The sequence below is a fragment of the Novosphingobium sp. YAF33 genome (assembly GCF_052113265.1).
Taxonomy (GTDB): domain Bacteria; phylum Pseudomonadota; class Alphaproteobacteria; order Sphingomonadales; family Sphingomonadaceae; genus Novosphingobium.
In genome coordinates this window covers 745,830-771,348 of record NZ_JBFRCW010000001.1, presented here as the reverse complement: position 1 = coordinate 771,348, position 25,519 = coordinate 745,830, and the positions used below count along the sequence as shown (strand labels likewise).

Genomic DNA, 25,519 nt, shown 5'->3' with positions numbered 1-25,519 from the left:
ACGAAATTTGACCCAAGTAATTGCAGTTGTCCATTAGGTTAAAGTGTTTTAACCTTAGCTTTAGTGACTTGAGTAAGCAGATGGACTGCATCTCATGGACATGCGCGCATTTGCCTCCATTTCCGCTCTGGCGATCCTGACCTCCGCCTTGTTCGGAGCAGGCTCGGTCGCGGCGCGGGATGGCAGGATTTCCTACGAATTGGTGGAGGCCGGGACCGGCTCCGGCCCCGCCGGGCTGGTCGATCCCAACTATGTCGAACAAGTCGCTCTGGCGGCGGCTGACGAGGAACAGAGCCTTGCGCAGGATGCGCAGCAGCAGGCTGCGTTCTGGCAGTCCGCGCCTGCCGGCATTCCGCGCGGGATCGCCCGCTACGGCCCGTTTCGCGTGATCGACGGCACGCATGCCGCACTCGTGGATGCCACGGATTCGCGCAGCCCCGAACAGTTTGCGGCGCTGCTGCGGGACTATCCGAATATCTCCGAACTGGAGATGATTGAGTGCCCGGGGACCGAGGACGATCTTGCCAATCTGCGGCTGGGACGCCTGATCCGGGCGCGCGGGCTTACGACTCATGTACCCACCGGTGGCTCGGTGCGATCCGGCGCCGTGGAGCTGTTTCTGGCTGGGCGGCTCCGCTATGCCGATCCGGGGTCGGAATTCGCCGTTCATGCCTGGCTCGACGATACCGGGCGCACCCCGCGCGACTATGCGGCCAATGCACCGGAAAACCGCCGATATTTGGACTATTACCAGCAGATGGGAATGGATCTTCGCGAAGCGCAGGCATTCTATGCGATGACCAATGCCATTCCCTTCGAATCCGCGCGCTGGTTCGGGGCGGAAGAGATGGCGCGCTGGGTCAAGCTGGACCGGACGCGCAGCTGGACCTCCACGCAACTTACCCTGTTGCAACGATAACGGACCTGTCTTCTTTTGGAGGAGAGCTGAGATCCACAGCATGATCGATCCGTTGCGCGGGCGGGGGGCTGGCGCGGAATGCGGGTCGATGCAATGGATTTGGCGGAGAACGGCGCGGGCAACCGACACGGGCAAAAGCGTCTGAACAGGACCGACGCGGCCGATAGCGGCGCTTCGGGTTCGCTGGTCGGGCTTCAGGTGGCAAGGGCGCTGGCCGCCCTGTCGGTCACTTTTCACCATGCGCTGGAAACGTCGAACGGCGTCCCTGGCGCTTTCAGTCCGGACTGGCTCACTACGGGGGGAGCCGGCGGAGTCGACATCTTCTTCGTCATCAGCGGCTTCATCATGGCTCATACCAGCCTTGTTCCAGGGCGCCCCGCGCCTTCGCCAGCCGCTTTCCTGCAAAGGCGCGCCACGCGGATCTATCCGCTCTACTGGCTTGCCTGCCTGGCGATGCTGTCGCTCATGGCCCTGGGGTTCTTCCAATCGCGCACGCTCTCGGCCGGAGACATCGTGGCCGGCCTGGCGCTGCTCCCCGGCGGACAGCCGATCATCGGGGTGGCCTGGACGCTCGTCTACGAAGTGTACTTCTATCTGGTCTTCGCGGTCTGCCTGATGGCGGGCTCTCGCAGGGCCACGCTGCTGGGGACGGGCGGGATCATCGTCTCGGTCCTGCTGCTGGCTCATGGCCTGCCGGAAAGCGAGATCCGGCGCTTCCTTACCGATCCGATCCCGCTCGAATTCCTGCTGGGCCTGGGGTTGGCGCAGTTTCATTCGGGGCTGATCGCGGGCCTGCGCGCAACCCGACTTGGGGCTTTGCTCGTCCTCTGCGGTTTCGCCCTGCTCTATGTCGCGCCGCTGTTCGTAGCCCACGAGACGACGCATGGCCTCAGCGGATGGGGCAGGGTTGCTACCTGGGGCACGGCGGGAGCGGTGATCGTTGCCGGCCTGCTGGGGGTGCGGGAAAGTGGTGGCCGCGGCTGGATTGGGCGTGTCGTGCAGGCGCTCGTTGCCTTGGGCAATGCTTCCTACGCCCTCTATCTCTCTCATTTCTTCGTCTTGATGGCTTACGGCCTGGCCCTGAGATCTCCGGAAGTGGCGCGGATACCGCAGTATCTGCTGGTGCTGCCCGTGGTCGTCCTTGCCTGCTTCGTAGGCGGCGTGACGCACCTCATGGTCGAGCGGCCCCTGCTGCGATTCTGCCGCCGCCTGACGGGATCTGCAGAAGGAAAGCGGGCAATGCCCTTCTCACGCCGGAGCGAATCGAATCCCCTTGCCCGAGCGCCTTGGCGCTGACCGTTCGCGCGCAAGGGGGCGGATCCGAGCGAATTGGCAGAAGGTGCGGCCTGCGAGGCGTTCTATTTGAAGAGCGAGCCGAGCCAACCGCTGCGCCGCGCGGGCCGCTGTGCCCCGCTGACCTGAAGCAGGTGATTCGCCAGGACCGCGGCCTGGCTGCGGGTCAGGAAGAATCGGGCGTTGTCGGGCTCGTCGCCGGAGTCCCAGCCTTCCTTTTCGAAGGTTTGAAGTTCGAGCAGGATGTTCGGGCCAAGGTCGCGCGAGGCCCATCCTACCAGCACGCTGATACGCTCTTCCATCGCCATCGCTTCGCCGCACCCACCGTTTCTGCCGCCGAAAACCGGCCTTCGGCCGCGATGCTAACATGGATGGGGAGGCTCGGGACGTGGCGCTCCAGTAGACGCGCAGGGGCATTGTGGGTAATGGCGAAGGCGATCCAGGCAGGGCAGCCTCGGTGCGCCGGAGGCCTCTTCGGATCTGCCGTTTCATGTGCCTTTGCCTTGACTCTCCCGCACCGGTCCAGTAACGGCGCGCTTCTGTTTTGCGGTCGACCTTCTTTGGGCGGCCCTTTTTGTTCGGGTCCTTCGGGGCCGTATTTGAATTTCGAGGACCGTCATGAAGCGCACTTTCCAGCCCAGCCGCCTTGTTCGCGCCCGCCGTCACGGCTTCCGCGCCCGCACGGCGACCGTCGGCGGCCGCAAGGTGCTTCGTGCGCGCCGCGCTCGCGGCCGTTCGAAGCTTTCGGCCTAAGTCTTCCAGCCTCACGGCTGGATGCGGCACGGCCCGTGCCGCCATCCGAGTTCCCCTGCCTTCGGGGATTCGGGTGGCGGCACGGGCCGCCGCCGTATGGGCGGCCGCAATCCGGCGCCGCGCGCGGCTCACGATCGCTTGTTCTGGCGATCCCTGCCATTTGCGAAGGGCGCCGTTTGTGATCGAGAGCCGTCGCCCCTATCTTCGACCGCAATGACCAGCGCCTATTCCACGATGACCAGAAGGGCCGACTTCGTTGCGGCCAACGGCGGTCTTCGAGTCGCGCGCGCCGGTTTCGTGCTCCTGGCCAAGCCGAATGGTGGGCAGGGCATGCGGGCGGGGATTACCGTCACCAAGAAGATCGGCAATGCCGTCGTGCGCAACCGCATGAAGCGGCGCTTTCGGGCGTTGCTGCGCGAGATGCTGCCGGAGCACGGCCTGGCCGATACCGATCACGTCCTGATCGGGCGCGAAAACGGCGTCGAGCGGGACTTCACCTTGCTTCGCGACGAATTGCTGGCGGCGCTCGGCCGCGCCCATGCCGGCAAGGGCGATCCGCCCCGCAGCCATCGCGGCCGCAAGCGTGGCCCGGGCGGCAAGGGCAGCCCGCCCAAAGGCGGCCCCGGCAAGATGGGCGGCAGTAACGGGCGCGGCACTGGCGGGGGCTCGGACGCCTCGAACAAGGACGCGCGGCCGTGAAAAGGGTGCTCGCCATCCTGGCTTCCGTGCCCGGGCTCCTGCTGATTCTGGTGGCGCGGGCCTGGCAACTCGGCCCGTCGCGCCTGATGCCGCCGACCTGCCGCTATGCGCCGTCCTGCTCGCAGTACGCCATCGTGGCGGTCCGCAAGCATGGTGCGATTAAGGGTGGCTGGCTGGCGTTCAAGCGTATATTGCGCTGCCAACCTTGGGGTGGGCACGGCTACGACCCCGTCCCTGACTGAATGAAATCGAGGCAGCCCTGGTCGCTGCCGCGGACGCGAATACGACAGGAAAACCTTCGTGGATAAGCAGCGCAACATCATCCTGGCGGTCGTCCTGACCGCGCTCGTGCTCTTCGGCTGGGAAGCCGGGATGGGGTACTTCTATCCGCAGGCCAACAAGCCGGCGCCGGTCGCCCAGAATGCTGGAAACCCGACCGATGCGGCCGCCAGTGCCGGCAAGCCCACCCGTGAAGGCGGCCTGCGCGATGCGGCCGACCTGGCGCTGGAGCAGAAGGACCTGAAGACCGCGCTCGCCGCTCCCGGCCGCGTTCCCATCGCCGCGCCCGGCGTCTCGGGCTCGATCAACCTTACCGGCGCGCTGCTCGACGACCTCGTCCTGAATCGCCACCGCGAAACGGTGGAGAAGGATTCGGGTCCGGTCCGCATGTTCTCGCCCTCGGGAACCCCGGCGCAGCAGTATGCCCAGTTCGGCTGGGTCGGCGAAGGTGTGGCCGCGCCGACCGCGCAGACGGTATGGACCGTGGCGCAGGGCGCCCGGCTCACGCCGTCGACGCCTGTCGTCCTCACCTGGGACAACGGCCAGGGCCAACTCTTCTCCATCACGCTCAAGGTGGATGAAAACTATCTGATCACCGCCGACCAGCAGATCCAGAACCGTGGCTCGGGCGCCGTGGCGATCCAGCCCTTCGCGCTGGTGAACCGTACGGACCGTACCGCGGCGGCCTATGCCTGGACGCTGCGTACCGGCGGCGTGGGCGCGTTCGACGGTTCGGTCGCTTTCGGTCCGAAGTATGACGCGCTCGCCAAGGACGGCACGATGCCGCAGCCGGGCAATACCGACTGGATCGGCTTCACCGACGTCTACTGGATGTCGGCCGTCATCCCGGTCAACGCCAAGGCCCAGGGCACGTTCCGTTCGCAGGGCAACGGCATTTTCCGCGCCGACGTTGTCTATGACAAGTCGGTGATCCAGCCGGGCCAGAGCCTGACCCGCGAAACCAAGCTGTTCGCCGGCGCCAAGGAGCACAAGGTGCTCGACGCCTACGAAAAGTCGGGCATCGCCAACTTCGGGCTGGCGATCGACTGGGGCTGGTTCCGCTGGTTCGAAAAGCCGATCTTCTGGCTGCTCACCAAGCTGTTCAGCCTGGTCGGCAACTTTGGCGTGGCCATCATCCTGCTGACCGCGATCGTTCGCGGCATCATGTTCCCGGTGGCCCAGCGCGGTTTCGCCTCGATGGCCGCCATGCGCGCGATCCAGCCGAAGATGAAGGCGATCCAGGAGCGCTACAAGGACGACAAGCAGAAGCAACAGCTTGAGATCATGGCGCTCTACAAGCAGGAAAAGGTGAACCCGCTTGCCGGCTGCCTGCCCATGTTCCTGCAGATCCCGGTGTTCTTCGCGCTTTACAAGGTGCTGATGCTGGCGATCGAGATGCGCCACCAGCCCTTCGTGTTCTGGATCAAGGACCTTTCCGCGCCCGATCCGCTGCACATCCTGAACCTCTTCGGCCTGCTGCCGTTCAACCCGCCGGGCTTCCTTGCCATTGGCGTGCTGGCCCTGCTGCTGGGCGTGACGATGTACTTCCAGTTCAAGCTGAACCCGGCCCAGATGGACCCGGCCCAACAGCAGGTCTTCGCGCTGATGCCGTGGTTCATGATGTTCGTGATGGCGCCGTTTGCCTCGGGCCTGCTGGTCTACTGGATCACCTCGAATATCCTGACCATTGCGCAGCAGCAGTTCCTTTACAGCCGTCATCCGCAACTGCGGGCGCAGGCCGAAAAGGACGCGCAGGACAAGGCGCGCACCGCCGGACGCAAGGCCTGAGACTGACATGGAAGAAGAAAACACAGAATTGATGGAGCAGGCGCGCAAGCTCTTTTCGGGACCGGTAACGTTCCTGAAGAGCGCGCCCGCGCTCAAGTTCCTACCCGATGGCGATTCGCCGGAGATCGCCTTCTGCGGACGGTCGAACGTCGGCAAGTCATCGCTGCTCAATGCGCTGACCGGCCGCAAGTCGATCGCGCGCACCTCGGTGACGCCGGGGCGCACGCAGGAGCTGAACTTCTTCGAAGTGGGCGAGCCGCTGCAGTTCCGCCTTGTCGACATGCCCGGCTACGGCTTCGCCAAGGCGCCGCCTGCGGTCGTCGAGACCTGGCGGCGCCTGGTGCGCGACTATCTGCGCGGCCGCGTGGCGCTGAAACGCACGTTGCTGCTGGTCGATGCGCGCCACGGCGTGAAGACCGTCGATGCCGAAATGATGAAGATGCTGGACGAAGCCGCCGTCGGCTATCGGATCGTCCTGACCAAATCCGACAAGATCAAGGCGAGCGAACTGGAAAAGGTTCACGCCGAGACGATTGCCGAGGCGCGCAAGCACCCGGCGGCCTATCCTGAGGTGCATGTCACTTCTTCGGAGAAGGGGCTGGGCATCGCCGAGCTTCGGGCCGCAGTGCTCTCCGATTCGCAGACCTGAACCGAACGGGCGGGATCGGGGCCTTCACGGCGCCGATCCCGCCCGTTCTTGTCGATACCCCTCTGTCGCCCGGCTTGTTTCGCGGCAGAGGTAGGCGTGATCCGAGGGGCGCAATAGGCGCCTGCCGATGCCCCGGTCCCGCTTCGGGACATGCGGCGATAGCTCCGCAATGACCCTTTTCTCCTTTGATATTCACGGCTTGCCGGGCGATGATCGTTGCGGACCGGACGGACTTGCACGAAGCATCCGGAAAAGTGCGAATGTGACGATTGCGTGACGGTGATGGTTCGCCTAGAGGCGCTCGGTCGCGTCAATGAGAAGAAGGAGTCTCGCCATGCGCCAGATTGCCGTTCTTCCCTATCGCGCCACCGGGCCTTCGGTTGATGCGCCGATTCAGATTCTTCTGATTACCTCGCGCCAGACGCGCCGCTGGGTCATTCCCAAGGGCGGGCTGATGAAGGGCCTCCCTCCGCACGCGGCGGCTGCCGTGGAAGCAGAGGAAGAAGCCGGCGTTCGCGGCGCGGCCTGCCCCATTCCGCTCGGCTCCTATCGCTATCGCAAGCGGCGCGCCTCGGGCGCATCGGTGTGGGCGGATGTGGATGTATTTCCCTTTGCAGTCACCGAGGAACTTGACTCCTGGGACGAACAGCATCAGCGCGAACGCCGCTGGTTCTCGATGGCGGAGGCCGCTAAGGCGGTCGACGAAGAGGACCTGCGCGCGCTGATCCGTTCGTTCGGCGCGCGCGAGTTTCGCGCCGCGGCCAGTCCCGCCCGCCTCATCGGCGCGGTGGCTGACCGGATGGCGGACAAGACAGGGATCAATACCATGTTTGCCTGGTTCCAGAAGTTGCTGCCGCAGCAGGGCGACTTCTTTGAGTTGTTCGAGCGGCAGGCCGCCACGCTTGTGGCCGGTGCCGACGCTCTCGCCCGCCTGGCGCAGGGCGGGGCCGGCCGCGCCCAGCACATCCGCGAAGTGGGTGAGCGCGAGCACGATGCCGACGAAATCACCCGCGAAGTGCTCCAGACGGTGCGCCGCACGTTCCTCACCCCGTTCGACCGCTCGTCGATCACCAGCCTCATCACCACGATGGACGATGCCATCGACGAGATGCAGCAGGTGGCGAACGCCGTGAACCTCTATGAGGTCGCGGAGTTCGAACCGGAGATGATCGACATGGCGGCGATCATCGTCGACGCCGCGCGTCTGACGGCAGAAATCATGCCGCTCCTGCGCAAGATCGCGGACAACGGCAATCGCCTGCACGAGCTGACCGAGCGCCTGGTGCGCATGGAAGGCCATGCCGACGAAATCCACGCGGCCGGCCTGAAGCGCGTTTTCAAGGCCGATACCGGCCCCAATGGCGAAAAGGGCGATGCCCTGCACTTCATCGTGCGCCAGGAAATGTTCCGGCGCCTCGAACGCGTGGTCGACCGTTTCGAGGACATCGCGAACGAGATCGACGGTCTCGTGATCGACCACGCCTGACCGGCGGCCTTTCACCATGGATCATACGCTCGCACTGCCGCTGTTGATCGGCCTCGTCGCGCTCGCGCTGGCGTTCGACTTCCTCAACGGCCTTCACGATGCCGCCAACGCCATCGCCACCGTGGTGGCGACGCGCCTGCTTTCGCCGGTCGTCGCCGTGCTGTTCGCCGCATTCGGCAACTTCGCGGCTTACTGGATCATGGGCCTTCATGTCGCCGAGACGGTGGGCAAGGGCATCATCGACAAGGACGCCGTGACGCCCGCCGTGGTGTTCGGAGCGCTGGTAGGCGCGATGTTCTGGAACGTGCTGACCTGGATCAAGGGCATCCCTTCCTCGTCCAGCCACGCGCTGATCGGCGGCCTGCTGGGCGCCGGTGTGGCGGCGGCGGGGCCGGGGGTCATCGAATCCGAAGGTACGGTGAAGACGGTGATCGCCATCGTCGCCTCGCCCGTGCTCGGTTTCCTCATTGCCATGGCGATGATGCTGCTGACCTCCTGGCTGTTCAAGGGCACCACGCCGCGCGCGTCCAACGGGATCTTCAAGACCCTGCACTTGTTCTCCTCGGCCGCCTATTCGATCAGCCACGGCGGTAACGACGCCCAGAAGACGATGGGCATCATCGCCGTCCTGCTCTATTCGACCGGGCATCTGGAGGGCGGTTTCCACGTTCCCGATTGGGTTGTGATCAGCTGCTACGCGGCCATTTCCATCGGCACGCTCTCGGGCGGCTGGAAGATCATCAAGACGATGGGGTCCAAGCTGACCAAGCTCAACCACCACTCGGGCTTCTGCGCCTCGACCGCGGGCTCGATCGTGGTCTTCGGGGCGAGCGCGATGGGCATTCCGGTCTCGACCACCCATGCCATCACCGGCGCCGTCGTCGGCACCGGCGCCGCGCGCAGGGCCAGTGCCGTGCGGTGGTCGGTCGCGAGCCGCGTGATCGTGGCCTGGTTCGTGACGATCCCGGCCAGCGCGATCGTCGGCGCCCTGTTCTTCGAACTGACGCGGCTGTTCTGACCGGACAGGAGCGGTCCCGGGGGGTGACCCCCAGGGGCGCGGAACGGCGATGCTGCTCGCGGTCCGGCGCCGTGGGCGCCTTCCGGGGCTGCCGATAAGTCCTGCGGTGCAAGGCGCGAGACTAAGGTATTGGCGGCGCAGGAGGTCGGCGATCTCCGGCCGTCATCCTCGCTCTCCTGCGACATCTTGCGACGCCGTTCATCCTCGACTTTGCCAGTCTGAACCGATAGGCCCGATGATCGACCTACGGGGAACTGCGCAGTGAAGCTTATTATCGGCAACAAGAACTACTCGAGCTGGTCGCTGCGCGGCTGGCTGGCCTGCAAGCAGTCGGGCCTGGCCTTCGAGGAGATCACGGTGCCGCTGTTCGGAGACGACTGGGAGGCCAAGCGCAGCTCCGACGATCTCGCGCCCAGTCACGGCAAAGTGCCGATCCTGTGGGACGGCGAAGCCGTGGTCTGGGACAGTCTGGCCATCATCGAATATCTTGCCGACAAGGTCGGCCGCGACCGGTTCTGGCCCAAGGACGATGCCGCGCGCGCCATGGCCCGTTCGATGGTGGCGGAAATGCACTCCAGCTACATGCCGCTGCGCCGGGCCTGCCCGATGAACATCCGCAGCCGGGTGCAGGGCGTCTCGCTGGGCGACGACGTGCGCGCCGACGTGGTGCGCATACTCACGCTCTGGGCCGAGGCGCGTGCGCGGTTCGGCAAGGGCGGTCCTTTCCTGTTCGGCACGTTCGGTGCGGCCGACATCATCTATGCGCCGGTCGTCAGCCGGTTCCTCACGTATGGCATCGGCGTTCCCGGCTTCGCGCAGGCCTATATGCAGGCGGTGTGGGAGCACGAATGGATGCAGCAGTGGATCAACGCTGCCGAGGCCGAGGACTGGGTGATCGAACAGTACGAGAACCCGGTCGAATAGCCGATCAGCGGCCGATCAGCGGGTACGAGCCGTGCGATACGGCCTGCCGTCCCGGTGATGATAGCCCTCGGCATCGAACGTCATGTCGATGTCCGGATAAGCGCCGGAACCGTCCGGGTTGCCGGCGCTGATGGCCACGAACACGCAGTCCGCGTCGCTCTCGTTGATGAGGTGATGGCCGTTGCGGACGCCTTTGGGCCAGGCGCAGATCTCGCCCGCGCGGACCGGGGTGCGGCCGCCGTCCTCCACCAGTACGGCTTCGCCGGCGATCATGACCAGAAGCTCGTCCTCGTCTTCGTGCCAATGGCGCTGGCTCGACCAGGCGCCGGGCTTGAGCACGACATGGCTGGCGCCCATCTCGCTGAGTCCGCCGGCCGGAGCGAGCCGCCGCCACCATCGTCCTGCGACCGCCGCATCGAACGGCTCCGGATATCCGGTGCGATTGGACGCGGCGATGGTCTCGACATCGATCTTGGGCATGGCGATCACTCCCCGAAACGGCCGTTCCGCTATGGTCTTGGGCGCGGTCCTGTGCAATGGCCCGCGGCATGACCGAAGCCGTTGAGACCCCCGCGAGTGTCCTGGCACTCACCGAAGCCCTGCTTGCCTGCCCCAGTGTGACGCCCGCCACCGGCGCGGTGTTCGATTGCCTGGAGGGCCAGCTGGCGCCGCTCGGCTTCCACGTCCACCGTTTCCTGGCGGGAGAAGCGCCGGATGGCCCGGTCGAAAATCTCTTCGCGATCCGCAAGGGCCCCGAGGGCTCGCGCCACTTCGCTTATGCCGGGCACCTCGATGTGGTGCCCCCGGGCGAGGGCTGGAGCAGCGCGCCTTTCGCGCCCGAAGTGCGCGGCGAACTGCTCTACGGCCGCGGCGCGGTGGACATGAAGGGGTCGATCGCCGCGATGGTCGCGGCGGCCGCGCAGATCCCGGCGGATGCGGGCACGATCAGCTTCATCATCACCGGTGACGAGGAAGGCCCCGCGCGCTTCGGCACCCTGGCGCTGATCGATCATATGCGCGCGGTGGGCGAAATCCCCGACCTTTGCCTCGTCGGCGAGCCGACTTCGGTCCACCGCCTCGGCGACATGATGAAGATCGGCCGCCGCGGTTCGGTGAACATCTGGCTGGAGGTCGAAGGCGTGCAGGGCCACGTCGCCTATCCGCACCTGGCCGACAATCCGATTCCCAGGCTGGTGGCCATGCTGGCCGAACTCGATGCGCTTGTGCTCGACGAAGGCACCGACTGGTTCCAGTCCAGCAACCTGGAGGTGACCGACCTCACCGTGGGCAACGTCGCCACCAACGTGATTCCGGCCCGGGCCTCGGCGCGTATCTCGATCCGGTTCAACGATCTCCACACTGGCGAGAGCCTCTCGGCCCGCGTGGCCGAGATTGCGGAGCGCCACGGCGGCACCGCGCGTCCGGTGATCTCCGGCGAGGCTTTCCTCACCGAGCCCGGCGCCTTTTCCGCCATGCTAGCCGAAGCGATCCGCGCCGAGACCGGGGTGGAACCCGAGCTTTCGACCAGCGGCGGCACCTCCGACGCGCGGTTCCTCAAGGACCTATCCCCGGTGATCGAGTTCGGCCTCTCGAACGCGACGATGCACAAGCGCGACGAGGCCGTGGCGATCCCCGATCTCGAAGTGCTGGTCCGCATCTTCCGCCGCGTGACCGAAGCGGCGCTGGCGAAGGGCTGAACGCCGGCTCCTGCGGGAGCGGCCCGGTGGCTGGAACTGACGGTAAGTCCGGCCGGCGACGTTGACCGCACGGGTCACGCTGTTAGTCTTGCCAGCAATTTTGTTGCGAGGTGGGAATGGGCAGGCGCCTGACGCTTTATATCTTGGTCGGCATGGTGCTCGGCATTCTCGTGGGCTGGGCGCTTCATGCCACCCTGGCTGCCGACGATCCACGCCTGGTGCAGTGGTCGGACTACTTCCGGCTGCTGCCGGACGTCTTCCTCAAGCTCATCAAGATGATCATCGCGCCGCTGGTCTTCGCCACGATCGTCACCGGCATCTCGGGCATGGGCGACAGTGCGGCACTGGGCCGCATCGGCGGCAAGGCGCTGGGCTGGTTCATCTCGGCTAGCCTGATCTCGCTGGGCCTCGGCCTGGTGCTGGTCAACCTGTTCAAGCCAGGCGTTGGCGCCGGGCTGGATACCGGAGCCGACCTCGGCAAGCTGGACGTGGGCGAACTGACGCTGCGCCACTTCATCCTGGAGATCTTCCCGAGCAGCGCCGTCGACGCGATGGCCGAAAACAACATCCTGCAGATCCTGGTCTTCTCGCTCTTCGTCGGCGTGGGCCTCACGGCCATCGGCGAGCGCGGGGCCATCATCGTCAAGGTGAGCGAAGCGTTGTCCGAGCTGATGCTGCAAGTGACGGACTACGTGATGCGCTTCGCGCCTTTCGCGGTGTTCGGCGCGCTGGCCAGCGTGATCGCCACGCGCGGCCTTGGCATCATCGTCACTTACGGCGTGCTGGTCAGCGAATTCTACTTCGCGATGCTGCTGCTGTGGCTGCTGCTGTTCCTGATCGGCGGGATCTTCCTGCGCGGGCGGATCGTCACGCTGTTCCGCTATATCCGCGAGCCGCTGCTGCTTTCGTTCTCCACCGCCTCTTCTGAAGCCAGCCTGCCCAAGCTGTTCGAGCAGCTGGACCGCTTCGGCGTGCCGCGCCGTATCTCGGGCTTCATCCTGCCGCTGGGCTACAGCTTCAACCTTGACGGCTCGATGATCTACATGAGCTTCGCCTCGATCTTCATCGCGCAGGCTTACGGCATCCATGTGCCGATCGGGACGCAGATCCTGATGCTGCTGACGCTGATGGTCAGCTCCAAGGGCATTGCCGGCGTTCCGCGCGCCAGCCTGGTGGTGATCGCGGCCACGCTCACGCAGTTCGGCCTGCCGGTGGAAGGCATCGCGCTGCTGCTGGGGATCGACACTTTCCTCGACATGGGCCGCTCGGCCACCAACGTGGTGGGCAATGCCGTGGCGACGGCGGTGATTACCCGCAGCGAAGGCATGCTGCAGCCCCTGGTCGATCCTGAAGAGGAAATGCCCAGGGCGCCGACGCATTCGTCGTCCGAAGGACGCCGGGGCCTGAATATCGACCCCGAGCAGTACGAAGGCTGACGGGGCGCGGAGGGACGCGGTTTGCGTCCCCCGCACGTCGCCGCTCTACTGCGCCAGCTTCACCGGGGTGAAAGGTGCCAGTCCGCACCCGGCTCCGCGCTGGAATCCGCCCCCCACGCGGTTGAGCGGATAGACGATGTCATTCCGGCAGAGCTGCGAGAGCGAGGTCGCATACGTAAAGCTGTCGGCCGATTTCAGCCCCGAACAGCGGTTCGGCAGCGTCACCCGCCAGACGCGGTTACCGGCGCCGCCGATGAAATCGATGGTCCAGTCGTCGCGGATGCGGGTGTTGGAGAACTGCACGAGCGACAGGCAGTCCTGCGCAGGGCCGATCGCCTCGGCCGCGGGGCTGACCGGCGGCGGCGGTTTGGCCGGTTGCTGCGAGCAGGCGGCGAGGGCGAGCGGCGCCGCGGCGAAAGCGAGGGCAGGGGCAAAGCCAATGCGACGGCGGAGCATGTACGTCCTCCCGATCAGGCAGCCTTGCGAGCGGCTCCCTTTTGCAGAACCTTGTCCTTGTAGTCGCACAAGTCAACGACCGGGCAGCGCCAGCACTCCGGCGTGCGCGCCTTGCAGATGTAGCGGCCGTGCAGGATCATCCAGTGGTGCGATCCCACGCGGAACGGCTGCGGCACGCGCTTCTCCAGCTGCTTCTCCACCGCCAGCGGCGTCTTGCCCTTGGCAATGCCGGTGCGGTTGCCGACGCGGAAGATATGCGTGTCCACCGCGAAGGTCTCCGCCCCGAATGCGCAGTTCATCACGACATTGGCGGTCTTGCGGCCGACACCGGGCAGTTCGACCAGCGCATCGCGGTCTTCCGGCACTTCGCCGTCATAGCGCGCGACCAGAATCTCGGAGAGGGCGATGACGTTCCTGGCCTTGGAATTGAACAGGCCGATCGTCTTGATGTGCTGTTTGAGGCCTTCCTCGCCCAGCTCGACCATCTGCGCGGGCGTCTTCACCTCGCGGAACAGCGCGCGGGTGGCCTTGTTGACGCCCACGTCGGTGGACTGCGCCGAAAGCACCACGGCGACCAGCAGCTGGTAATTGTTGCCGAATTCCAGCTCCGTCTCGGGCGAGGGATTCAGCTCGGCGAGACGGCGGAAGAACTCGAAGATCTCGGCCTTGTTCAAAGGTCCAGAACCTCGGGCATGGTGTAGCGGCCGGCGGGCTTGTCCTTCAGCCACTGCGCGGCCTTGACCGCGCCCTTGGCGAAGATCGTGCGGTTTTCGGCCATGTGCGAGAACGAGAGCCGCTCGCTGTCGCCCAGGAAGTGCACGGTGTGATCGCCTGCCACGGTGCCGCCGCGCAGCGCCGCGAAACCGATCGTGCCGGCTTCGCGCTTGCCGGTGATGCCGTCTCTTGCGCGCACGGCGGTTTCGGCCAGGCCGACCTCGCGGCCCTTGGCGGCGGCTTCGCCCAGCAGCAGGGCGGTGCCGGAGGGGGCGTCCACTTTCATGCGGTGGTGAGTTTCGACGATCTCGATATCCCAGTCCTCACCCAGCTTGCTGGCGGCTTCGCGCACGAGATGGGCAAGCAGCGTGACGCCGAGCGAGGTGTTGCCGGTCTGAAGCACGGGAATGTGCTGCGCGGCCGAATCGATCAGCCAGTGATGGCGTTCCTCCAGCCCGGTGGTGCCCACGACGATGGGAATGCCCGCATCCACCGCCGCATCGAGGTTGGCTTCGAGCGCGACGGGGGTGGAGAAGTCGATCAGCACGTCCGAATGGGCCGACAGTGCGCCGAGGTCTCCGTCGCGGCCGATACCGCCGGAAAGGTTCTCGCCGGCAGCCTCGATGGCCTGTGCGATCGCCTGTCCCATGCGCCCTGCGCTGCCGATAATTCCGATTCGTGCCACTTGCCGTCTCCGTTGAAGGCTGGTCTCATGGCGGGGATGAAGGACATCCGCAACATCGTCATCCTCACCGGCGCGGGCGTGAGCGCCGAAAGCGGCATCGATACCTTTCGAGACGGCGGAGGGCTGTGGGAGCAACACCGCGTCGAGGACGTGGCGACGCCCGAGGCTTTCGCGCGCGATCCCGATCTGGTGCTGCGCTTCTACGACATGCGGCGAGAGGCGATCCAGACCAAGGAACCCAATGCCGCCCATCTCGCGCTGGCGCGCCTCGATCGCGAATGGGAGGGCGAATTGCTGATCGTCACGCAGAATGTGGACGACCTGCACGAACGGGCCGGGGCTAAACGCGTGCTCCACATGCATGGCGAGCATCTCAACGCCTGGTGCACGGCCTGCGACGTGCGCTCGCCTTGGACCGGACCACTGCTCGATCGCCCCGCCTGCCCCGAATGCGGCGCGGCGGAGCTACGGCCCGACATCGTCTGGTTCGGAGAAATGCCCTACCGCATGGACGAGATCTTCGAGGCTCTGGAGCAGGCGGACCTGTTCGTCTCCATCGGCACGTCCGGCGCGGTCTATCCCGCAGCCGGTTTCGTGCGCAATGCGCGCGAATTCGGGGCGGAGACGCTGGAGCTGAACCTCGAACCTTCGCAGGGGACCGCTTGGTTCGATGAGGCGCGCCATGGGCCGGCCACCGCACTGGTCAGCGCCTGGGTAGATGAAGTGCTCGGCCTATGACGATGCACAAGGGGAGCTGTCATTGCGGCGCGGTCACGCTGGAACTGGCGGATCAGCCGCACGAGGTTTGCGATTGCAACTGTTCGGTCTGCCATCGGCTGGGGGCGCTATGGTCCTATCACAGCCCCGCGAAAGTGCGGATCGAGGGTCCGCTGGCGGGCTACCAGACCGGCGATAAAGTGCTCACCTTCTGGCACTGCCCGCACTGCAGCTGCACCACGCATTGGAGCCCGGTCGATCCCGCGCAGGACCGCATGGGCGTGAACATGCGCCTGTTCGATCCCGCACTGCTCGCGCAGCTATCGGTCTACACTTACGACGGCAGATCGGCCTGAACGGACGCTGCGGTCCCGCAGGCGCGGCAGCCGGGATCCTTGGCGATCCTGAGCGGCCGTAGCGAGGGCGCCATGCCGTCGATCAGGTGAAGCGTGCCATATTGCGGAACACCCAGCGCAGCCTTGCCTTCCAGCAGGACGCGCATGGCATGCATGGCCGCAAACGTGCCGACCATGCCGACCATGGCCCCCAGCACACCGTCCGCTGCACAAGTATCGCAGTCCTGCGCATCGAAGGCATCGCCCACGAAGCAGCGGTAGCAGGGCTGCTCCGGCAGGTGCCCGGCGAAATTGGCGACCTGGCCCTGGAATCGGCCAACCGCCCCGCTGGTGAGGGGAATGCCGAGTTTCACACAGGAATCTGAAACCAGCAGCCGAGTCGCGAAGTTGTCACACCCGTCCAGTACCACGCTCGCGCCGGAGAGAATCTCTGCCGCGTTGTCACCCCCGAGACGCGTTACGGTCGGCAGGACCTCAAGGCCAAGATCAAAGCGCCGCACCCATTCGGCCGCCGCTTCCGCCTTGGGCTTGCCGATATCAGATGGCGTATAAATCGTCTGACGTTGCAGATTGCTGACGTCCACCGTGTCGTCATCGATCAGTGTCAGCCGTCCTATGCCGGCTGCGGCGAGATATTGAAGGGCAGGACTGCCTATCCCGCCGCAGCCGACAAGCACCACATGCGCCTCCGCCAGGCCGACCTGGCCGGCGCCGCCCACTTCGGGCAGCACGATGTGGCGCGCAAAGCGCTGGAGGCGTTCGGGGGAGAGGCTCATTCGCGGCCTGCTTCGCCGCCGGTCGCGCCGCCCGACACTCCATCGGGCTCGGCCGGGATCGGCATGGGTTCCGGCCGTTCCTTGCGGAAACCGTGCATGCCGAACCACCACTGGGTAGCGATCACCGCGCCTTTGGCGGGCTGGAGCATGCCGATCATCATCGCCACCGCCAGGGGAATCAGGATCGCGAACATGGCCGCGGGGCCAAGGTGGAAGTCCTTGGACAGGGTGATGATCAGCGGCGCCATCAGGTGGCCGGTGACGATCATGGCGATATAGGCCGGAAAATCGTCCGCCCGCTGCGGCGTCAGATCCAGCATGCAGACCGGGCAGCGTTCCAGCGGCTTCAGCCATTTGCGGAAGAGGCGGCCTTCGCCGCAGCGCGGGCAGCGGCAACGCACGCCGCGCAGGGCGGCTTGCGAATAGGCTGCGGGAAGGGCGGGGCTCATGGCCGGGGCCTACAGCATCGGGGCCGGGTGGGGCAAGGCGGGCCAGCCTGTCTGAAATGCCTTGCCGGGCCGGCCGCGACCGGGCTTTGGCGCAGCGGCTATTCGTCCTTGGAGATCTGCACGCGGTTGCGCCCGCCGTTCTTGGCGGCATAGAGCGCGCCGTCGGCATTACGCGTCGCCTGGTCGAGATGGGCGAAATTGCGGATCGGGGCGAGTCCGCAGGAGAAAGTCACCGGCCATTCGTCTCCGCGCAAGGTGGGGTCGAGCGCGATGCTGGCGCGCAGGCGCTCCATCACCACGCGCGCTTCTTCCAGCAGGGTATCCGGGAAGAGAATCGCGAATTCCTCGCCGCCCCAGCGTGCCACCACGTCCGACCGCCGCACGCCGTGTTCCAGCCGCAGCGCCACTTCGCGCAGCAGTGCGTCGCCGGTGGCATGGCCGAAGCGGTCGTTGATCGCCTTGAAGCGGTCGATATCGACCATCGCGAAGACCGAATTGCAATCGGCCGCGAGGATCCGCCGCGCCGAATCGAGGAAGCCGCGGCGATTGCGCAGGCCGGTCAGTTCGTCGCGTTCGGAAGCCTCGATCAGGCGCTCGATCCGTGCCGCCGATTCGTTGGCGGCCACGGCCACCCCGTGGAGCAGGCGGCCGACGAGGTCCTGATTGCCCACGGGAACCATGCCCACGCGCTCCCCGGCCTGGATCGACCGGAGCATCTCCGTGGCGGTGGTGATCGGGCTGAGCAGCGCATGGATCGCCGCGATGCCGAACAGGGTACCCAGCAGGGTGGCGGCCAGCAAAATCAGCAGGATCGCCGGCTGCCACTGCCCGGTAGCGGCCTGATAGGCGACGCAGGCGAGCAGCGGAACGTGCACCGCCCCGAAGCAGACGAGGAGGATGCGCCATTCGTAGCGCCGGGGGAACAGGAAAGTCGTGGCCTGATAGAAGCGCATGGGGAGCCTCTTCCGTCGGGCGAAGGCCGCCCGGGTCGCATGGAGACTACATCACTACGCTTATTCAGTGGTTAAATTTTTGCATCCCAGCCGGATAGAGCAGGTTGCGGGCCGAGAACGACAAGTCGGCAGTGCCGCAAGCCAAGACCGGCAGGCCCTTGTACTCGTGGTTTTACTTGTCGCTCGTCATCGCCGGGGCCATCCGGGTGAGGCAGCGCCTGTGCGTCTTGCAGCGGCCGCCTGTGGGCAAGTTTGCGGACAAGCCCGCGGACAAGTTGGTGGGGCGCCGGGGGATAAGCCCCCGGCCACCTCTCATGCTTCGGACCGGATCAGGATTCGAGCTGGCGCAGCAGCGAGCGGACGTCGCCGTCCATGTCGGCATCGCGCGTGCGCAGCTCTTCGATCAGGCGCACGGCGTGAATCACGGTGGAGTGATCCCGCCCGCCGAACTTGCGGCCGATCTCCGGGTAGGAGCGCGGCGTCAGCACCTTGGCGAGGTACATGGCCACCTGGCGCGGACGCACGACGGCGCGGGCGCGGCGCTTGGAACTCATCTCGGTCCGGTCGATCCGGTAGAACTGGCAGACCGTGCGCTGGATCTCGTCGATCGTGATGCGGCGGCGGTTGGCCGAGAGGATATCGGTGAGCTGTTCCTCGGCAAGCTGGAGCGAGACGGCCTGCCCGGTGAGCTGGGCATAGGCGATCAGCTTGTTCAGGCCGCCGACCAGTTCGCGCACGTTGCGATTGATGGTGCGGGCCAGGAACTCGATCACATCGGCCGGCACGTCGACCGAGGCGAAGCGGCCAAGGCGGTTTTCGAGAATCGAGCGGCGCAGTTCGATGTCGGCCGGCTGGATGTCGGCGACGAGGCCCATCGACAGGCGCGACAGCAGGCGCGGTTCGACGCCGTCGAGCGCCTGGGGCGCGCGGTCGGCGGCGAAGACCAGCCGCTTGCCTTCCTGGAGCAGGGCATCGATCGTGTAGAGCAGTTCTTCCTGCGCCGAAGCCTTGCCGATGATGAACTGGATGTCGTCCACCAGCAGCAGGTCGAAACCGCGCAGGCGCGACTTGAACTCGATCATCTGGTTCTGGCGCAGGGCCTGGACGAATTCGACCATGAAGCGCTCGGCCGAGCAGTAGAAGATCCGCGCGTGCGGGTGGTTCGCCAGATAGGCGTGGCCGATCGCGTGCAGCAGGTGGGTCTTGCCCTGTCCCGTCGCGCCCTTGAGGTAGAGCGGCGAGAACTGCGGCGTCTCGGTGGCGGACATGCGCTGGGCGGCATTGCAGGCCAGCACGTTGCTCTGGCCGGTCACGAACGAGGTGAAGGTCTGCGAGGCGTCGATGCCGACCGGGCCCTGGCCGAGCGCGGCGAAAGCCTCGCCCTGAAGCACGGCCGCGATCGAATCCGCGGAACCCTGGGCCGAATCGTTGGCCGGCGCGCTGTTCGGGCGGCCGCCGCTGCCGAGGCGCAGCTCGGGCAGCTGCCGGCGACCGGGGTGCACCAGGATGCGGACGTGGCGGACGTCGGGACGGGCGATCTTCCAGGCCAGCGACAGGCGATCGGCAAAGCGATCCGCCACCCAATTGGCCGAGAACTCGGTGGGCAGGTACAGATCGAGCGTACCGGTTTCCTTGCAGTAGTTGCCCGGCTGGATCGGCTTGATCCACTGGCTGTGCGCCTGATGGCCGAGATCCTTGCGCAGGCCCTGGCTGATGTCAGCCCAGTCTGCCGCCAGATTCACGGCTTCCTGATCCTCTTCCATCGCCACTCGTACCGCCTTCGATTTCTTAATCACGCCGTTTGCGCCCTGACTTGCCGGAGACCGACCCGCTGTTGAACCTGACACTGGACCAACTCCCCTCTGTTGGCAGCTACCCCGAATGTGGCCCAGCGGGCCGCGAAAATTGAATGCCATGCGTGGAACCGGTGCCCACGGGAGGTGAATCCCGATGTGAGCCCCCGTACGGAGCCGGAAAACGCGGACAAAACGACCCTCGACTGCAGGAGTGCCTGCAGCAGGAGTCTCGTCGCTGTCGATGTTCCCCAGCCGGTTTCCGCTCCGGCCTGTGGACTTCTTTTAGGAACGGGTTTGGCCGCCGTGCAAGACAGCACTCCCCAAATAAAAAAAAATATGGCGGTTGACTCGCCTTCAGTGCCCAATTTCCGTCATGATCTAAATTATCGCATAAAAACAGATAGTTAGCGACGCTTTGCGATTCTCTTGCATGCGAATCGCAACGTTTCCGCGCCTTTCGCCCGCAAGGCGCGCAGCACCCAGTCAGGGTCCCGAAATGGGGCACCCATGGCCTCGCTCCAGGCGTTCCTGTTACGTACTCACCGAAGCGGCAAGTCTTGCCGGGCAGGGGGCGAATCGCTCCCGCGAATCCCTTCTGTGACATCTGCACGACTCACGCGGGCGATTCTGGATCAGCAGATCGGGCCGGCAGATCGGGGGCAGCAAAGTGAGGTCAGCAGAGTGGGTCGGCAGGCCGGCCATGAACTGGCCGGAGGGCACGGGAGGCCTATGCCGCTTGCTCAAAGCGAGGGCCGTGCTGGGCCCAAACGGGCGCGGCCCGCGCGGCTGCCTGAAATCTCGTCCGGCGGGACGGGAGTTCAGATAGCTGCGCGGGCCGGTGCCGCACGGTCGGCGCGCCTCAGGGGCACGCCTGCCGGGTATGATCAGCCGAGCGAGGCGACGCGCTTGGTGAGACGCGACATCTTGCGCGAAGCCGTGTTCTTGTGAAGCACGCCGCGAGCCACGCCGCGAGCCAGTTCAGGCTGGGCTTCCTTGAGAGCAGCCGTCGCGGCGCCCTTGTCACCACCGGCGATCGCCGTCTCGACCTTCTTCAGGAAGGTGCGGATGCGGCTGATGCGGTTCGTATTGATCTCCGCGCGGCGCTCGTTACGGCGGATGCGCTTGCGGGCTTGCGGCGTATTGGCCATCGAATTTCCTCTGTCTGGCCCCCCCACAGCGGTGATGGCGGCCCAATTGCCTGATCGAATCTCTAGGCGAGCGGACTCGCCGGAAAGCGCGCCCCTTAACGGTGAAGCGCCGTTCCGTCAACCCGTGAGAGGCGCTGAAAACGGCCCGTTTCCGGGTTTCCGGGCGCGGAAAGGCGCTGTTTGAGCCATGCGGGCCCCGTCTATCTCTGGCAGCGGGCGCACCAGAACGTGCTGCGCCCGCCCTGGGCGAATCGCTGGACCGGGGCGCCGCAGGTACAGTCCTGCCCTTCGCGCCCGTATACTTGCCATGCGGCGGCGAAATATCCCAGTTCGCCGTTGGGCTGCGCGTAGTCGCGGATCGTCGAGCCTCCCGCCGCGATCGATTCTGCCAGGACCTCCCGGATCGCCGGCACCAGCTTGCGCAAGGCAGGCAGGGTGACGAGCCCGGCCTGCTTGTCGGGCCGGATGCCGGCCCGGAACAGCGCCTCGCATACGTAGATATTGCCTAGGCCCGCCACGATCGACTGGTCGAGCAGCATCTGCTTGATCGGCGCAATGCGGCCGGCAAAGGCCGCCTTGAGGTGCGCGGCGGTCAGGTCTTCGCCCAGCGGCTCGGGGCCGAGCGCCGCGAAAGGACCCCAGGTATCGAGCGCCGGGGTGGCCACGAGGTCGACCGAGCCGAACCGCCGCGCATCGTTGAGCGCCAGGACATGGCCGGCCCCGGTTTCCATGACGAGATGGTCGTGCTTCTCGGCTGTTTCGGGTTCGATGCGCCAGCGGCCGGACATGCCGAGGTGGAAGACCATCGTCTGTTCGCGGTCGGTATGGATGAGGCCGTACTTCGCGCGGCGGCCGAGACCGGTGACCGTGGCGCCGGTGAGCACTTGCACCAGATCGGGCGGAAAAGGACGGCGCAAATCGGCGCGGTTCAGAGTGATGCGGGCGATCCGCTCGCCGTCCAGGTAGCGGGCGAGGCCGCGAACGGTGGTTTCTACTTCGGGAAGTTCTGGCATCGTGGAAAGGAGATAGGGGATGGGGGGAGGAAGAAAAGGGGAAGACCTGCAGGTAAGCACGGTGCCTGCATTTTCCCTTTTCTTCCGTCCGCTTCCGAAGCAAGCCAAGCGCATGGAAAACAACAGGTCTCACACGCGCGCGTTCCTTATGCTGGGGCTGGTCATGCTGTTCTGGGCAGGCAACTCGATCGTGGGACGGGCGGTGCGGGCGGATGTCCCGCCTTTCACGCTGGCCTTCGGGCGCTGGATGATCGCGGTGCTGATCCTGCTCCCCTTCGCGGCGCGCCAGCTCTGGAAAGAGCGGGCCGAGGCGCTGGCCGCCTGGCGATGGGTGCTGGCGCTCGRCTTCTTCGGGGTCGTGTGCTTCAACGGCTTTATCTACAAGGGGCTGCATTTCACCACGGCCGCCAACGCCCTGCTGCTGCAGGCAGCGATTCCGGCGACGGTCATGCTGCTGGACTTCGCGATCTTCAGGGGGCGTCCGGGGCGGATGCATGTGCTGGGAGTGGTCGTCTCCACGATCGGGGTCGCGGCCATCGTGTTCCGGGGCGATCCGGCGGCACTGGTGCAGCTGCGTTTCGGACCCGGGGACGGGCTGATCTTCTGCGCGGTAGCGGCTTGGTCGCTCTACACCGTGTTCCTGCGCAAGCGCCCGGCGATATCGGCCCCGAGCTTCCTGCTGCTGACGTTCACGATCGGCGCCTGCGCAATGGCGCCGCTGGCGGCGATGGAAACCATGCAGGGGCAGGTCGTGGCCTGGAGCCCGAAAGTCCTGGCCGCCTATGCCTATATCGGCGTGTTCCCATCGGTGATCGCGTACTTCATCTACAACCGCGCCACGCATGAGCTGGGCGCGGCGCGGGCGGGGCAGGCGATCACGCTGATGCCGCTGTTCGGCGCATTGCTCTCGGCTCTGCTCCTTGGCGAGGCGCTGCATCGCTATCATGTGGCGGGCATGGCCCTGATCCTGGGCGGCATCGTTCTTTCGGCTGCCGCCGCGCGTAACGCGGACATCGAGACCGACCCCGCGCGCAAGAGGGCAATGGGCACCAGTTAGGGGCGCCGGGCGGCGCAGCCGGCGGACGGCCCGCGCAACCCGGCCCCCTCGGCAAAATAACCAAATCACCGGGTGGCGCAGGCGCGGCCGGACGGCTAGAGGACTGCGCCATGAGCGAAACGGTTTCCTTCGGCTACGAAGAGGTCAGCCCCGACGAGAAGGAAGGGCGCGTCGGCGCCGTCTTCTCCAGCGTCGCACGCAAGTACGACGTGATGAACGATGCCATGTCCGTGGGCATGCACCGGCTCTGGAAGGACAAGTTCGTGCGCCGCGTGAAGCCGCGCGAAGGCGAACAGATTCTCGACATGGCCGGCGGCACGGGCGACATCGCCTTCCGCATGGCGGCGCAGGGCGCCTCGATCACCGTGTCGGACATCAACCAGGACATGCTGGACGTCGGCATCGAGCGCGCGATGGAGCAGGGCATCGATGGCCTGGTCTGGTCGCGCCAGAACGCCGAGGTGCTGTCTTTCGGGGACCGGTTCTTCGACGCCTACACGATCGCTTTCGGCATTCGCAACGTCACCCATATCGACAAGGCGCTGGCCGAGGCGCACCGCGTGCTCAAGTTCGGCGGACGTTTCTTCTGCCTCGAATTCTCGACCACCGAATGGCCGGGCTTCAAGGAAGTCTACGATGCCTATTCGCACCACCTGGTGCCGAAGATCGGGCAGGCCATTGCCGGTGACGCCGAATCGTACCGCTACCTGATCGAATCGATCCGCCGCTTCCCGCCGATGCCGGAATTCGAACGGATGATCCGCGCGGCCGGGTTCAAGCACACCAAGGTCGAGCCGATCATGGGCGGCCTCGTCGCGATCCACTCGGGCTGGAAAGTGTAACCGGACAAGTGACGGGTTCCACGACGCACGTCCTGCGCCTCCTCAAGTGGGGGCGCGTCCTCGCACGCCATGGCGCGCTGCGCGGGATCGAGAACGACCGCAATGCCCCGGCCCAGGTCAAGCGCCTCTCCCGGATCGCCCGCTTCGGCACCCGCCAGCCCGCCGAGCCGGACTATGCCGGCGCCTTCCAGGAAATCGGCCCGGCCGCGATCAAGCTCGGCCAGGCGCTGGCGACACGGCCCGATCTCGTGGGCGAGGGGCCTGCGCGCAATCTGCTGACCCTGCAGGACAGCCTGCCGCCGGTGGCTTTCTCCGAGATCCGCCAGGTGATCGAGAGCAGCTTCGGCCGCCCGCTGGAGCAGGTCTTCGCCTCGATCGAGGAAGACCCGGTCGGCGCCGCTTCGATCGCCCAGGTGCACCGGGCGATCACGCCTGACGGCCGCACCGTGGCGGTGAAAGTGCTGCGCCCCGGCATTCGCGAGCAGTTCGCCCGCGATGTGGAGACGTATGAATGGGCCGCCGCCCATCTTGAGGCGCTGGGCGGGGAAGCCTCTCGCCTGCGTCCGCGCGCGGTCGTCGCCAACCTCAAGCGCTGGACCCTGCGTGAGCTGGACCTGCGGCGGGAAGCCGCCTCGGCATCGGAACTCTCCGATGCGATGAAGGGCATCCACGGCTACCGCGTGCCGCACATCGACTGGGACCGCACCAATGGGCAGGTCCTGACGATCGAGTGGATCGGTGCCACCAAGATGAGCGACCTCGCCGGTCTGCGCGCGGCGGGCCACGATCTGCCCCGGCTGGCGCACAAGCTGGTGATCACGTTCCTTACCCAGGCGATCTCCAGCGGCTTTTTCCATGCCGACATGCACCAGGGCAACCTGTTCGTGGAGGACGACGGCACCATCGTCGCCATCGACTTCGGCATCATGGGCCGCATCAACCGGCAGGCCCGGCTCTGGCTGGCGGAGATCCTCTACGGCCTCACCACCGGCAACTATCGCCGCGTGGCCGAAATCCATTTCGAGGCGCAATACGTCCCGAGCTACCACACCGTCGAAGAGTTCGCGACGGCGCTGCGCGCGGTGGGCGAGCCCATGCGCGGCAAGCCGGTCTCCGAACTGTCGGTCGGCCAGATGCTCGACGGGCTTTTCGCGATCACGCGCGATTTCGACATGGCGGTGCAGCCGCACCTGCTGCTGCTCCAGAAGACCATGGTCATGGTCGAAGGCCTGGCCACCGCGCTCGATCCCGACATCAACATGTGGGACGTTTCGGCGCCCTTCGTGAAGAGCTGGCTGCGCGACGAACTCGGCCCCGAGGCGGTCATTGCCGACCGCCTGCGCGAGGATCTCGGCACGCTGCTGCGCCTGCCGGCGCTGGTGCGGCGGATCGAGGAGAAGTTCCCGCCCAAGGGCGGCGCGCCCGAACAGGCGCCGCTGCCCGATGTCGACCTCATCTGGGAGCGCCGCAGCAAGCACAAGCCCGAGGGCAACCCCTGGCTGGGCCGCGGCCTTGCAGCGGTGCTGGGCGGTGCGGCGGCCTGGGGGCTGACATATTGGGCGCTGATGGGATGATGCGCCGTTTTTGAGGCCGGCATTCCCAAACTGATTGCGCCC

The 25,519-nt window shown here is 66.0% G+C and carries 28 protein-coding genes; 17 read left to right on the top strand and 11 right to left on the bottom strand.

Annotated elements, in window-relative coordinates; all coding sequences use genetic code 11:
• Nucleotides 1-94 precede the first annotated feature (94 nt).
• Complete coding sequence (locus AB4Z00_RS03615; protein ID WP_442044971.1) at nt 95-919, top strand: alpha/beta hydrolase; 825 nt, start codon at nt 95-97, stop codon at nt 917-919.
• Nucleotides 920-997: 78 nt separating this feature from the next.
• Nucleotides 998-2,215 carry an acyltransferase family protein gene (locus AB4Z00_RS03610; RefSeq protein ID WP_442044970.1) on the top strand — a complete coding sequence of 406 codons (1,218 nt, stop codon included), beginning with the start codon at nt 998-1,000 and terminating at the stop codon, nt 2,213-2,215.
• Between the two features lie 62 nt (nt 2,216-2,277).
• Here the strand turns inward: AB4Z00_RS03610 and AB4Z00_RS03605 are convergent, their stop codons facing one another.
• The gene (locus tag AB4Z00_RS03605; protein WP_243654159.1) at nt 2,278-2,520 is read right to left on the bottom strand and encodes a hypothetical protein; all 243 of its coding nucleotides are present in this window, start codon (nt 2,518-2,520) and stop codon (nt 2,278-2,280) included.
• Nucleotides 2,521-2,830: 310 nt separating this feature from the next.
• Between AB4Z00_RS03605 and rpmH the strand changes: the two genes are divergently transcribed.
• From rpmH to AB4Z00_RS03565, 8 genes are all read left to right on the top strand, one after another.
• Nucleotides 2,831-2,965, top strand: a complete 135-nt coding sequence (rpmH, locus tag AB4Z00_RS03600) for a 50S ribosomal protein L34 (RefSeq protein ID WP_086494189.1) — start codon at nt 2,831-2,833, stop codon at nt 2,963-2,965.
• Between the two features lie 213 nt (nt 2,966-3,178).
• Nucleotides 3,179-3,664 (top strand): ribonuclease P protein component, encoded by a 486-nt coding sequence (rnpA, locus tag AB4Z00_RS03595; RefSeq protein WP_442044969.1) that lies wholly within the window; start codon nt 3,179-3,181, stop codon nt 3,662-3,664.
• The gene (gene yidD, locus AB4Z00_RS03590) at nt 3,661-3,906 is read left to right on the top strand and encodes a membrane protein insertion efficiency factor YidD (protein ID WP_442044968.1); all 246 of its coding nucleotides are present in this window, start codon (nt 3,661-3,663) and stop codon (nt 3,904-3,906) included. Before rnpA ends, yidD begins: the two co-directional genes overlap by 4 nt.
• A 58-nt stretch (nt 3,907-3,964) precedes the next feature.
• Entirely contained in the window at nt 3,965-5,731 is a 1,767-nt protein-coding gene (gene yidC, locus AB4Z00_RS03585) for a membrane protein insertase YidC (protein WP_132264864.1), read from the top strand.
• 7 nt (nt 5,732-5,738) lie between these two features.
• Entirely contained in the window at nt 5,739-6,380 is a 642-nt protein-coding gene (gene yihA, locus AB4Z00_RS03580; protein WP_132264866.1) for a ribosome biogenesis GTP-binding protein YihA/YsxC, read from the top strand.
• A 334-nt stretch (nt 6,381-6,714) separates the two neighbouring features.
• Nucleotides 6,715-7,866 (top strand): DUF47 family protein, encoded by a 1,152-nt coding sequence (locus AB4Z00_RS03575; RefSeq protein ID WP_132264867.1) that lies wholly within the window; start codon nt 6,715-6,717, stop codon nt 7,864-7,866.
• A gap of 16 nt (nt 7,867-7,882) precedes the next feature.
• The gene (locus tag AB4Z00_RS03570) at nt 7,883-8,884 is read left to right on the top strand and encodes an inorganic phosphate transporter (RefSeq protein ID WP_132264869.1); all 1,002 of its coding nucleotides are present in this window, start codon (nt 7,883-7,885) and stop codon (nt 8,882-8,884) included.
• A 261-nt stretch (nt 8,885-9,145) separates the two neighbouring features.
• Entirely contained in the window at nt 9,146-9,808 is a 663-nt protein-coding gene (locus AB4Z00_RS03565; RefSeq protein ID WP_132264871.1) for a glutathione S-transferase family protein, read from the top strand.
• Between the two features lie 15 nt (nt 9,809-9,823).
• On the opposite strand, the gene AB4Z00_RS03560 is transcribed toward AB4Z00_RS03565, so the two are convergent.
• A complete protein-coding gene (locus AB4Z00_RS03560; RefSeq protein ID WP_442044967.1) occupies nt 9,824-10,288 on the bottom strand; it encodes a cupin domain-containing protein in 465 nt (154 codons plus the stop codon).
• A gap of 68 nt (nt 10,289-10,356) precedes the next feature.
• Here AB4Z00_RS03560 and dapE point away from each other — a divergent pair, with 68 nt between their 5' ends.
• Complete coding sequence (gene dapE, locus AB4Z00_RS03555; protein ID WP_442044966.1) at nt 10,357-11,505, top strand: succinyl-diaminopimelate desuccinylase; 1,149 nt, start codon at nt 10,357-10,359, stop codon at nt 11,503-11,505.
• Nucleotides 11,506-11,621: 116 nt separating this feature from the next.
• Nucleotides 11,622-12,941 carry a dicarboxylate/amino acid:cation symporter gene (locus AB4Z00_RS03550; protein WP_314464865.1) on the top strand — a complete coding sequence of 440 codons (1,320 nt, stop codon included), beginning with the start codon at nt 11,622-11,624 and terminating at the stop codon, nt 12,939-12,941.
• A gap of 45 nt (nt 12,942-12,986) precedes the next feature.
• On the opposite strand, the gene AB4Z00_RS03545 is transcribed toward AB4Z00_RS03550, so the two are convergent.
• Genes AB4Z00_RS03545 through dapB form a run of 3 tightly spaced genes read right to left on the bottom strand, consistent with a single transcriptional unit; the run spans nt 12,987 to nt 14,796 of the window.
• Nucleotides 12,987-13,397 (bottom strand): hypothetical protein, encoded by a 411-nt coding sequence (locus AB4Z00_RS03545; protein WP_132264878.1) that lies wholly within the window; start codon nt 13,395-13,397, stop codon nt 12,987-12,989.
• Nucleotides 13,398-13,411: 14 nt separating this feature from the next.
• Nucleotides 13,412-14,071 carry an endonuclease III gene (gene nth, locus AB4Z00_RS03540; RefSeq protein WP_314464863.1) on the bottom strand — a complete coding sequence of 220 codons (660 nt, stop codon included), beginning with the start codon at nt 14,069-14,071 and terminating at the stop codon, nt 13,412-13,414.
• On the bottom strand, nt 14,068-14,796 hold the full coding sequence (dapB, locus tag AB4Z00_RS03535) for a 4-hydroxy-tetrahydrodipicolinate reductase (protein ID WP_132264881.1): 729 nt from the start codon (nt 14,794-14,796) through the stop codon (nt 14,068-14,070). Before dapB ends, nth begins: the two co-directional genes overlap by 4 nt.
• Before the next feature lie 36 nt (nt 14,797-14,832).
• On the opposite strand from dapB, the gene AB4Z00_RS03530 reads away from it, so the two are divergent.
• Together AB4Z00_RS03530 and AB4Z00_RS03525 are read left to right on the top strand one after the other, a co-directional pair.
• A complete protein-coding gene (locus tag AB4Z00_RS03530) occupies nt 14,833-15,534 on the top strand; it encodes an NAD-dependent deacylase (RefSeq protein ID WP_442045070.1) in 702 nt (233 codons plus the stop codon).
• Nucleotides 15,531-15,869: a GFA family protein gene (locus AB4Z00_RS03525; protein WP_442044965.1), complete on the top strand. Its 339-nt coding sequence runs from the start codon at nt 15,531-15,533 to the stop codon at nt 15,867-15,869. Before AB4Z00_RS03530 ends, AB4Z00_RS03525 begins: the two co-directional genes overlap by 4 nt.
• Here AB4Z00_RS03525 and AB4Z00_RS03520 read toward each other — a convergent pair.
• The 6 genes from AB4Z00_RS03520 to mutM form a co-directional block, all read right to left on the bottom strand.
• Complete coding sequence (locus AB4Z00_RS03520; protein ID WP_442044964.1) at nt 15,848-16,645, bottom strand: HesA/MoeB/ThiF family protein; 798 nt, start codon at nt 16,643-16,645, stop codon at nt 15,848-15,850. The two genes, AB4Z00_RS03525 and AB4Z00_RS03520, sit on opposite strands and share 22 nt — an antisense overlap.
• Nucleotides 16,642-17,094, bottom strand: coding sequence for a DUF983 domain-containing protein (locus AB4Z00_RS03515; protein ID WP_442044963.1), 453 nt, complete (start codon nt 17,092-17,094; stop codon nt 16,642-16,644). Before AB4Z00_RS03515 ends, AB4Z00_RS03520 begins: the two co-directional genes overlap by 4 nt.
• Before the next feature lie 98 nt (nt 17,095-17,192).
• The gene (locus tag AB4Z00_RS03510; protein ID WP_132264887.1) at nt 17,193-18,047 is read right to left on the bottom strand and encodes a GGDEF domain-containing protein; all 855 of its coding nucleotides are present in this window, start codon (nt 18,045-18,047) and stop codon (nt 17,193-17,195) included.
• 329 nt (nt 18,048-18,376) lie between these two features.
• On the bottom strand, nt 18,377-19,810 hold the full coding sequence (gene dnaA, locus AB4Z00_RS03505) for a chromosomal replication initiator protein DnaA (RefSeq protein ID WP_132265344.1): 1,434 nt from the start codon (nt 19,808-19,810) through the stop codon (nt 18,377-18,379).
• A 917-nt stretch (nt 19,811-20,727) separates the two neighbouring features.
• Complete coding sequence (rpsT, locus tag AB4Z00_RS03500) at nt 20,728-20,991, bottom strand: 30S ribosomal protein S20 (protein ID WP_132264889.1); 264 nt, start codon at nt 20,989-20,991, stop codon at nt 20,728-20,730.
• A 200-nt stretch (nt 20,992-21,191) separates the two neighbouring features.
• On the bottom strand, nt 21,192-22,004 hold the full coding sequence (mutM, locus tag AB4Z00_RS03495; RefSeq protein WP_442044962.1) for a bifunctional DNA-formamidopyrimidine glycosylase/DNA-(apurinic or apyrimidinic site) lyase: 813 nt from the start codon (nt 22,002-22,004) through the stop codon (nt 21,192-21,194).
• A 112-nt stretch (nt 22,005-22,116) separates the two neighbouring features.
• Here mutM and AB4Z00_RS03490 point away from each other — a divergent pair, with 112 nt between their 5' ends.
• From AB4Z00_RS03490 to ubiB, 3 genes are all read left to right on the top strand, one after another.
• Nucleotides 22,117-23,061, top strand: coding sequence for a DMT family transporter (locus AB4Z00_RS03490; RefSeq protein WP_442044961.1), 945 nt, complete (start codon nt 22,117-22,119; stop codon nt 23,059-23,061).
• A 110-nt stretch (nt 23,062-23,171) separates the two neighbouring features.
• Complete coding sequence (locus tag AB4Z00_RS03485) at nt 23,172-23,903, top strand: class I SAM-dependent methyltransferase (protein ID WP_134094607.1); 732 nt, start codon at nt 23,172-23,174, stop codon at nt 23,901-23,903.
• Between the two features lie 8 nt (nt 23,904-23,911).
• A complete protein-coding gene (ubiB, locus tag AB4Z00_RS03480) occupies nt 23,912-25,477 on the top strand; it encodes a 2-polyprenylphenol 6-hydroxylase (protein WP_431567321.1) in 1,566 nt (521 codons plus the stop codon).
• Nucleotides 25,478-25,519: the final 42 nt, after the last annotated feature.

Coding starts and splice junctions, on each gene's coding strand:
- AB4Z00_RS03605 (WP_243654159.1), bottom strand. CDS start 2,520: ATGGCGATGGAAGAGCGTATCAGCGTGCTGGTAGGATGGGCCTCGCGC.
- AB4Z00_RS03525 (WP_442044965.1), top strand. CDS start 15,531: ATGACGATGCACAAGGGGAGCTGTCATTGCGGCGCGGTCACGCTGGAA.
- AB4Z00_RS03485 (WP_134094607.1), top strand. CDS start 23,172: ATGAGCGAAACGGTTTCCTTCGGCTACGAAGAGGTCAGCCCCGACGAG.
- AB4Z00_RS03530 (WP_442045070.1), top strand. CDS start 14,833: ATGAAGGACATCCGCAACATCGTCATCCTCACCGGCGCGGGCGTGAGC.
- AB4Z00_RS03515 (WP_442044963.1), bottom strand. CDS start 17,094: ATGAGCCCCGCCCTTCCCGCAGCCTATTCGCAAGCCGCCCTGCGCGGC.
- AB4Z00_RS03545 (WP_132264878.1), bottom strand. CDS start 13,397: ATGCTCCGCCGTCGCATTGGCTTTGCCCCTGCCCTCGCTTTCGCCGCG.
- AB4Z00_RS03520 (WP_442044964.1), bottom strand. CDS start 16,645: ATGAGCCTCTCCCCCGAACGCCTCCAGCGCTTTGCGCGCCACATCGTG.
- AB4Z00_RS03575 (WP_132264867.1), top strand. CDS start 6,715: ATGCGCCAGATTGCCGTTCTTCCCTATCGCGCCACCGGGCCTTCGGTT.
- dapE (WP_442044966.1), top strand. CDS start 10,357: ATGACCGAAGCCGTTGAGACCCCCGCGAGTGTCCTGGCACTCACCGAA.
- AB4Z00_RS03570 (WP_132264869.1), top strand. CDS start 7,883: ATGGATCATACGCTCGCACTGCCGCTGTTGATCGGCCTCGTCGCGCTC.
- AB4Z00_RS03550 (WP_314464865.1), top strand. CDS start 11,622: ATGGGCAGGCGCCTGACGCTTTATATCTTGGTCGGCATGGTGCTCGGC.
- yihA (WP_132264866.1), top strand. CDS start 5,739: ATGGAAGAAGAAAACACAGAATTGATGGAGCAGGCGCGCAAGCTCTTT.
- AB4Z00_RS03510 (WP_132264887.1), bottom strand. CDS start 18,047: ATGCGCTTCTATCAGGCCACGACTTTCCTGTTCCCCCGGCGCTACGAA.
- AB4Z00_RS03610 (WP_442044970.1), top strand. CDS start 998: ATGCGGGTCGATGCAATGGATTTGGCGGAGAACGGCGCGGGCAACCGA.
- rpsT (WP_132264889.1), bottom strand. CDS start 20,991: ATGGCCAATACGCCGCAAGCCCGCAAGCGCATCCGCCGTAACGAGCGC.
- rpmH (WP_086494189.1), top strand. CDS start 2,831: ATGAAGCGCACTTTCCAGCCCAGCCGCCTTGTTCGCGCCCGCCGTCAC.
- dnaA (WP_132265344.1), bottom strand. CDS start 19,810: ATGGAAGAGGATCAGGAAGCCGTGAATCTGGCGGCAGACTGGGCTGAC.
- AB4Z00_RS03615 (WP_442044971.1), top strand. CDS start 95: ATGGACATGCGCGCATTTGCCTCCATTTCCGCTCTGGCGATCCTGACC.
- mutM (WP_442044962.1), bottom strand. CDS start 22,004: ATGCCAGAACTTCCCGAAGTAGAAACCACCGTTCGCGGCCTCGCCCGC.
- rnpA (WP_442044969.1), top strand. CDS start 3,179: ATGACCAGCGCCTATTCCACGATGACCAGAAGGGCCGACTTCGTTGCG.
- AB4Z00_RS03560 (WP_442044967.1), bottom strand. CDS start 10,288: ATGCCCAAGATCGATGTCGAGACCATCGCCGCGTCCAATCGCACCGGA.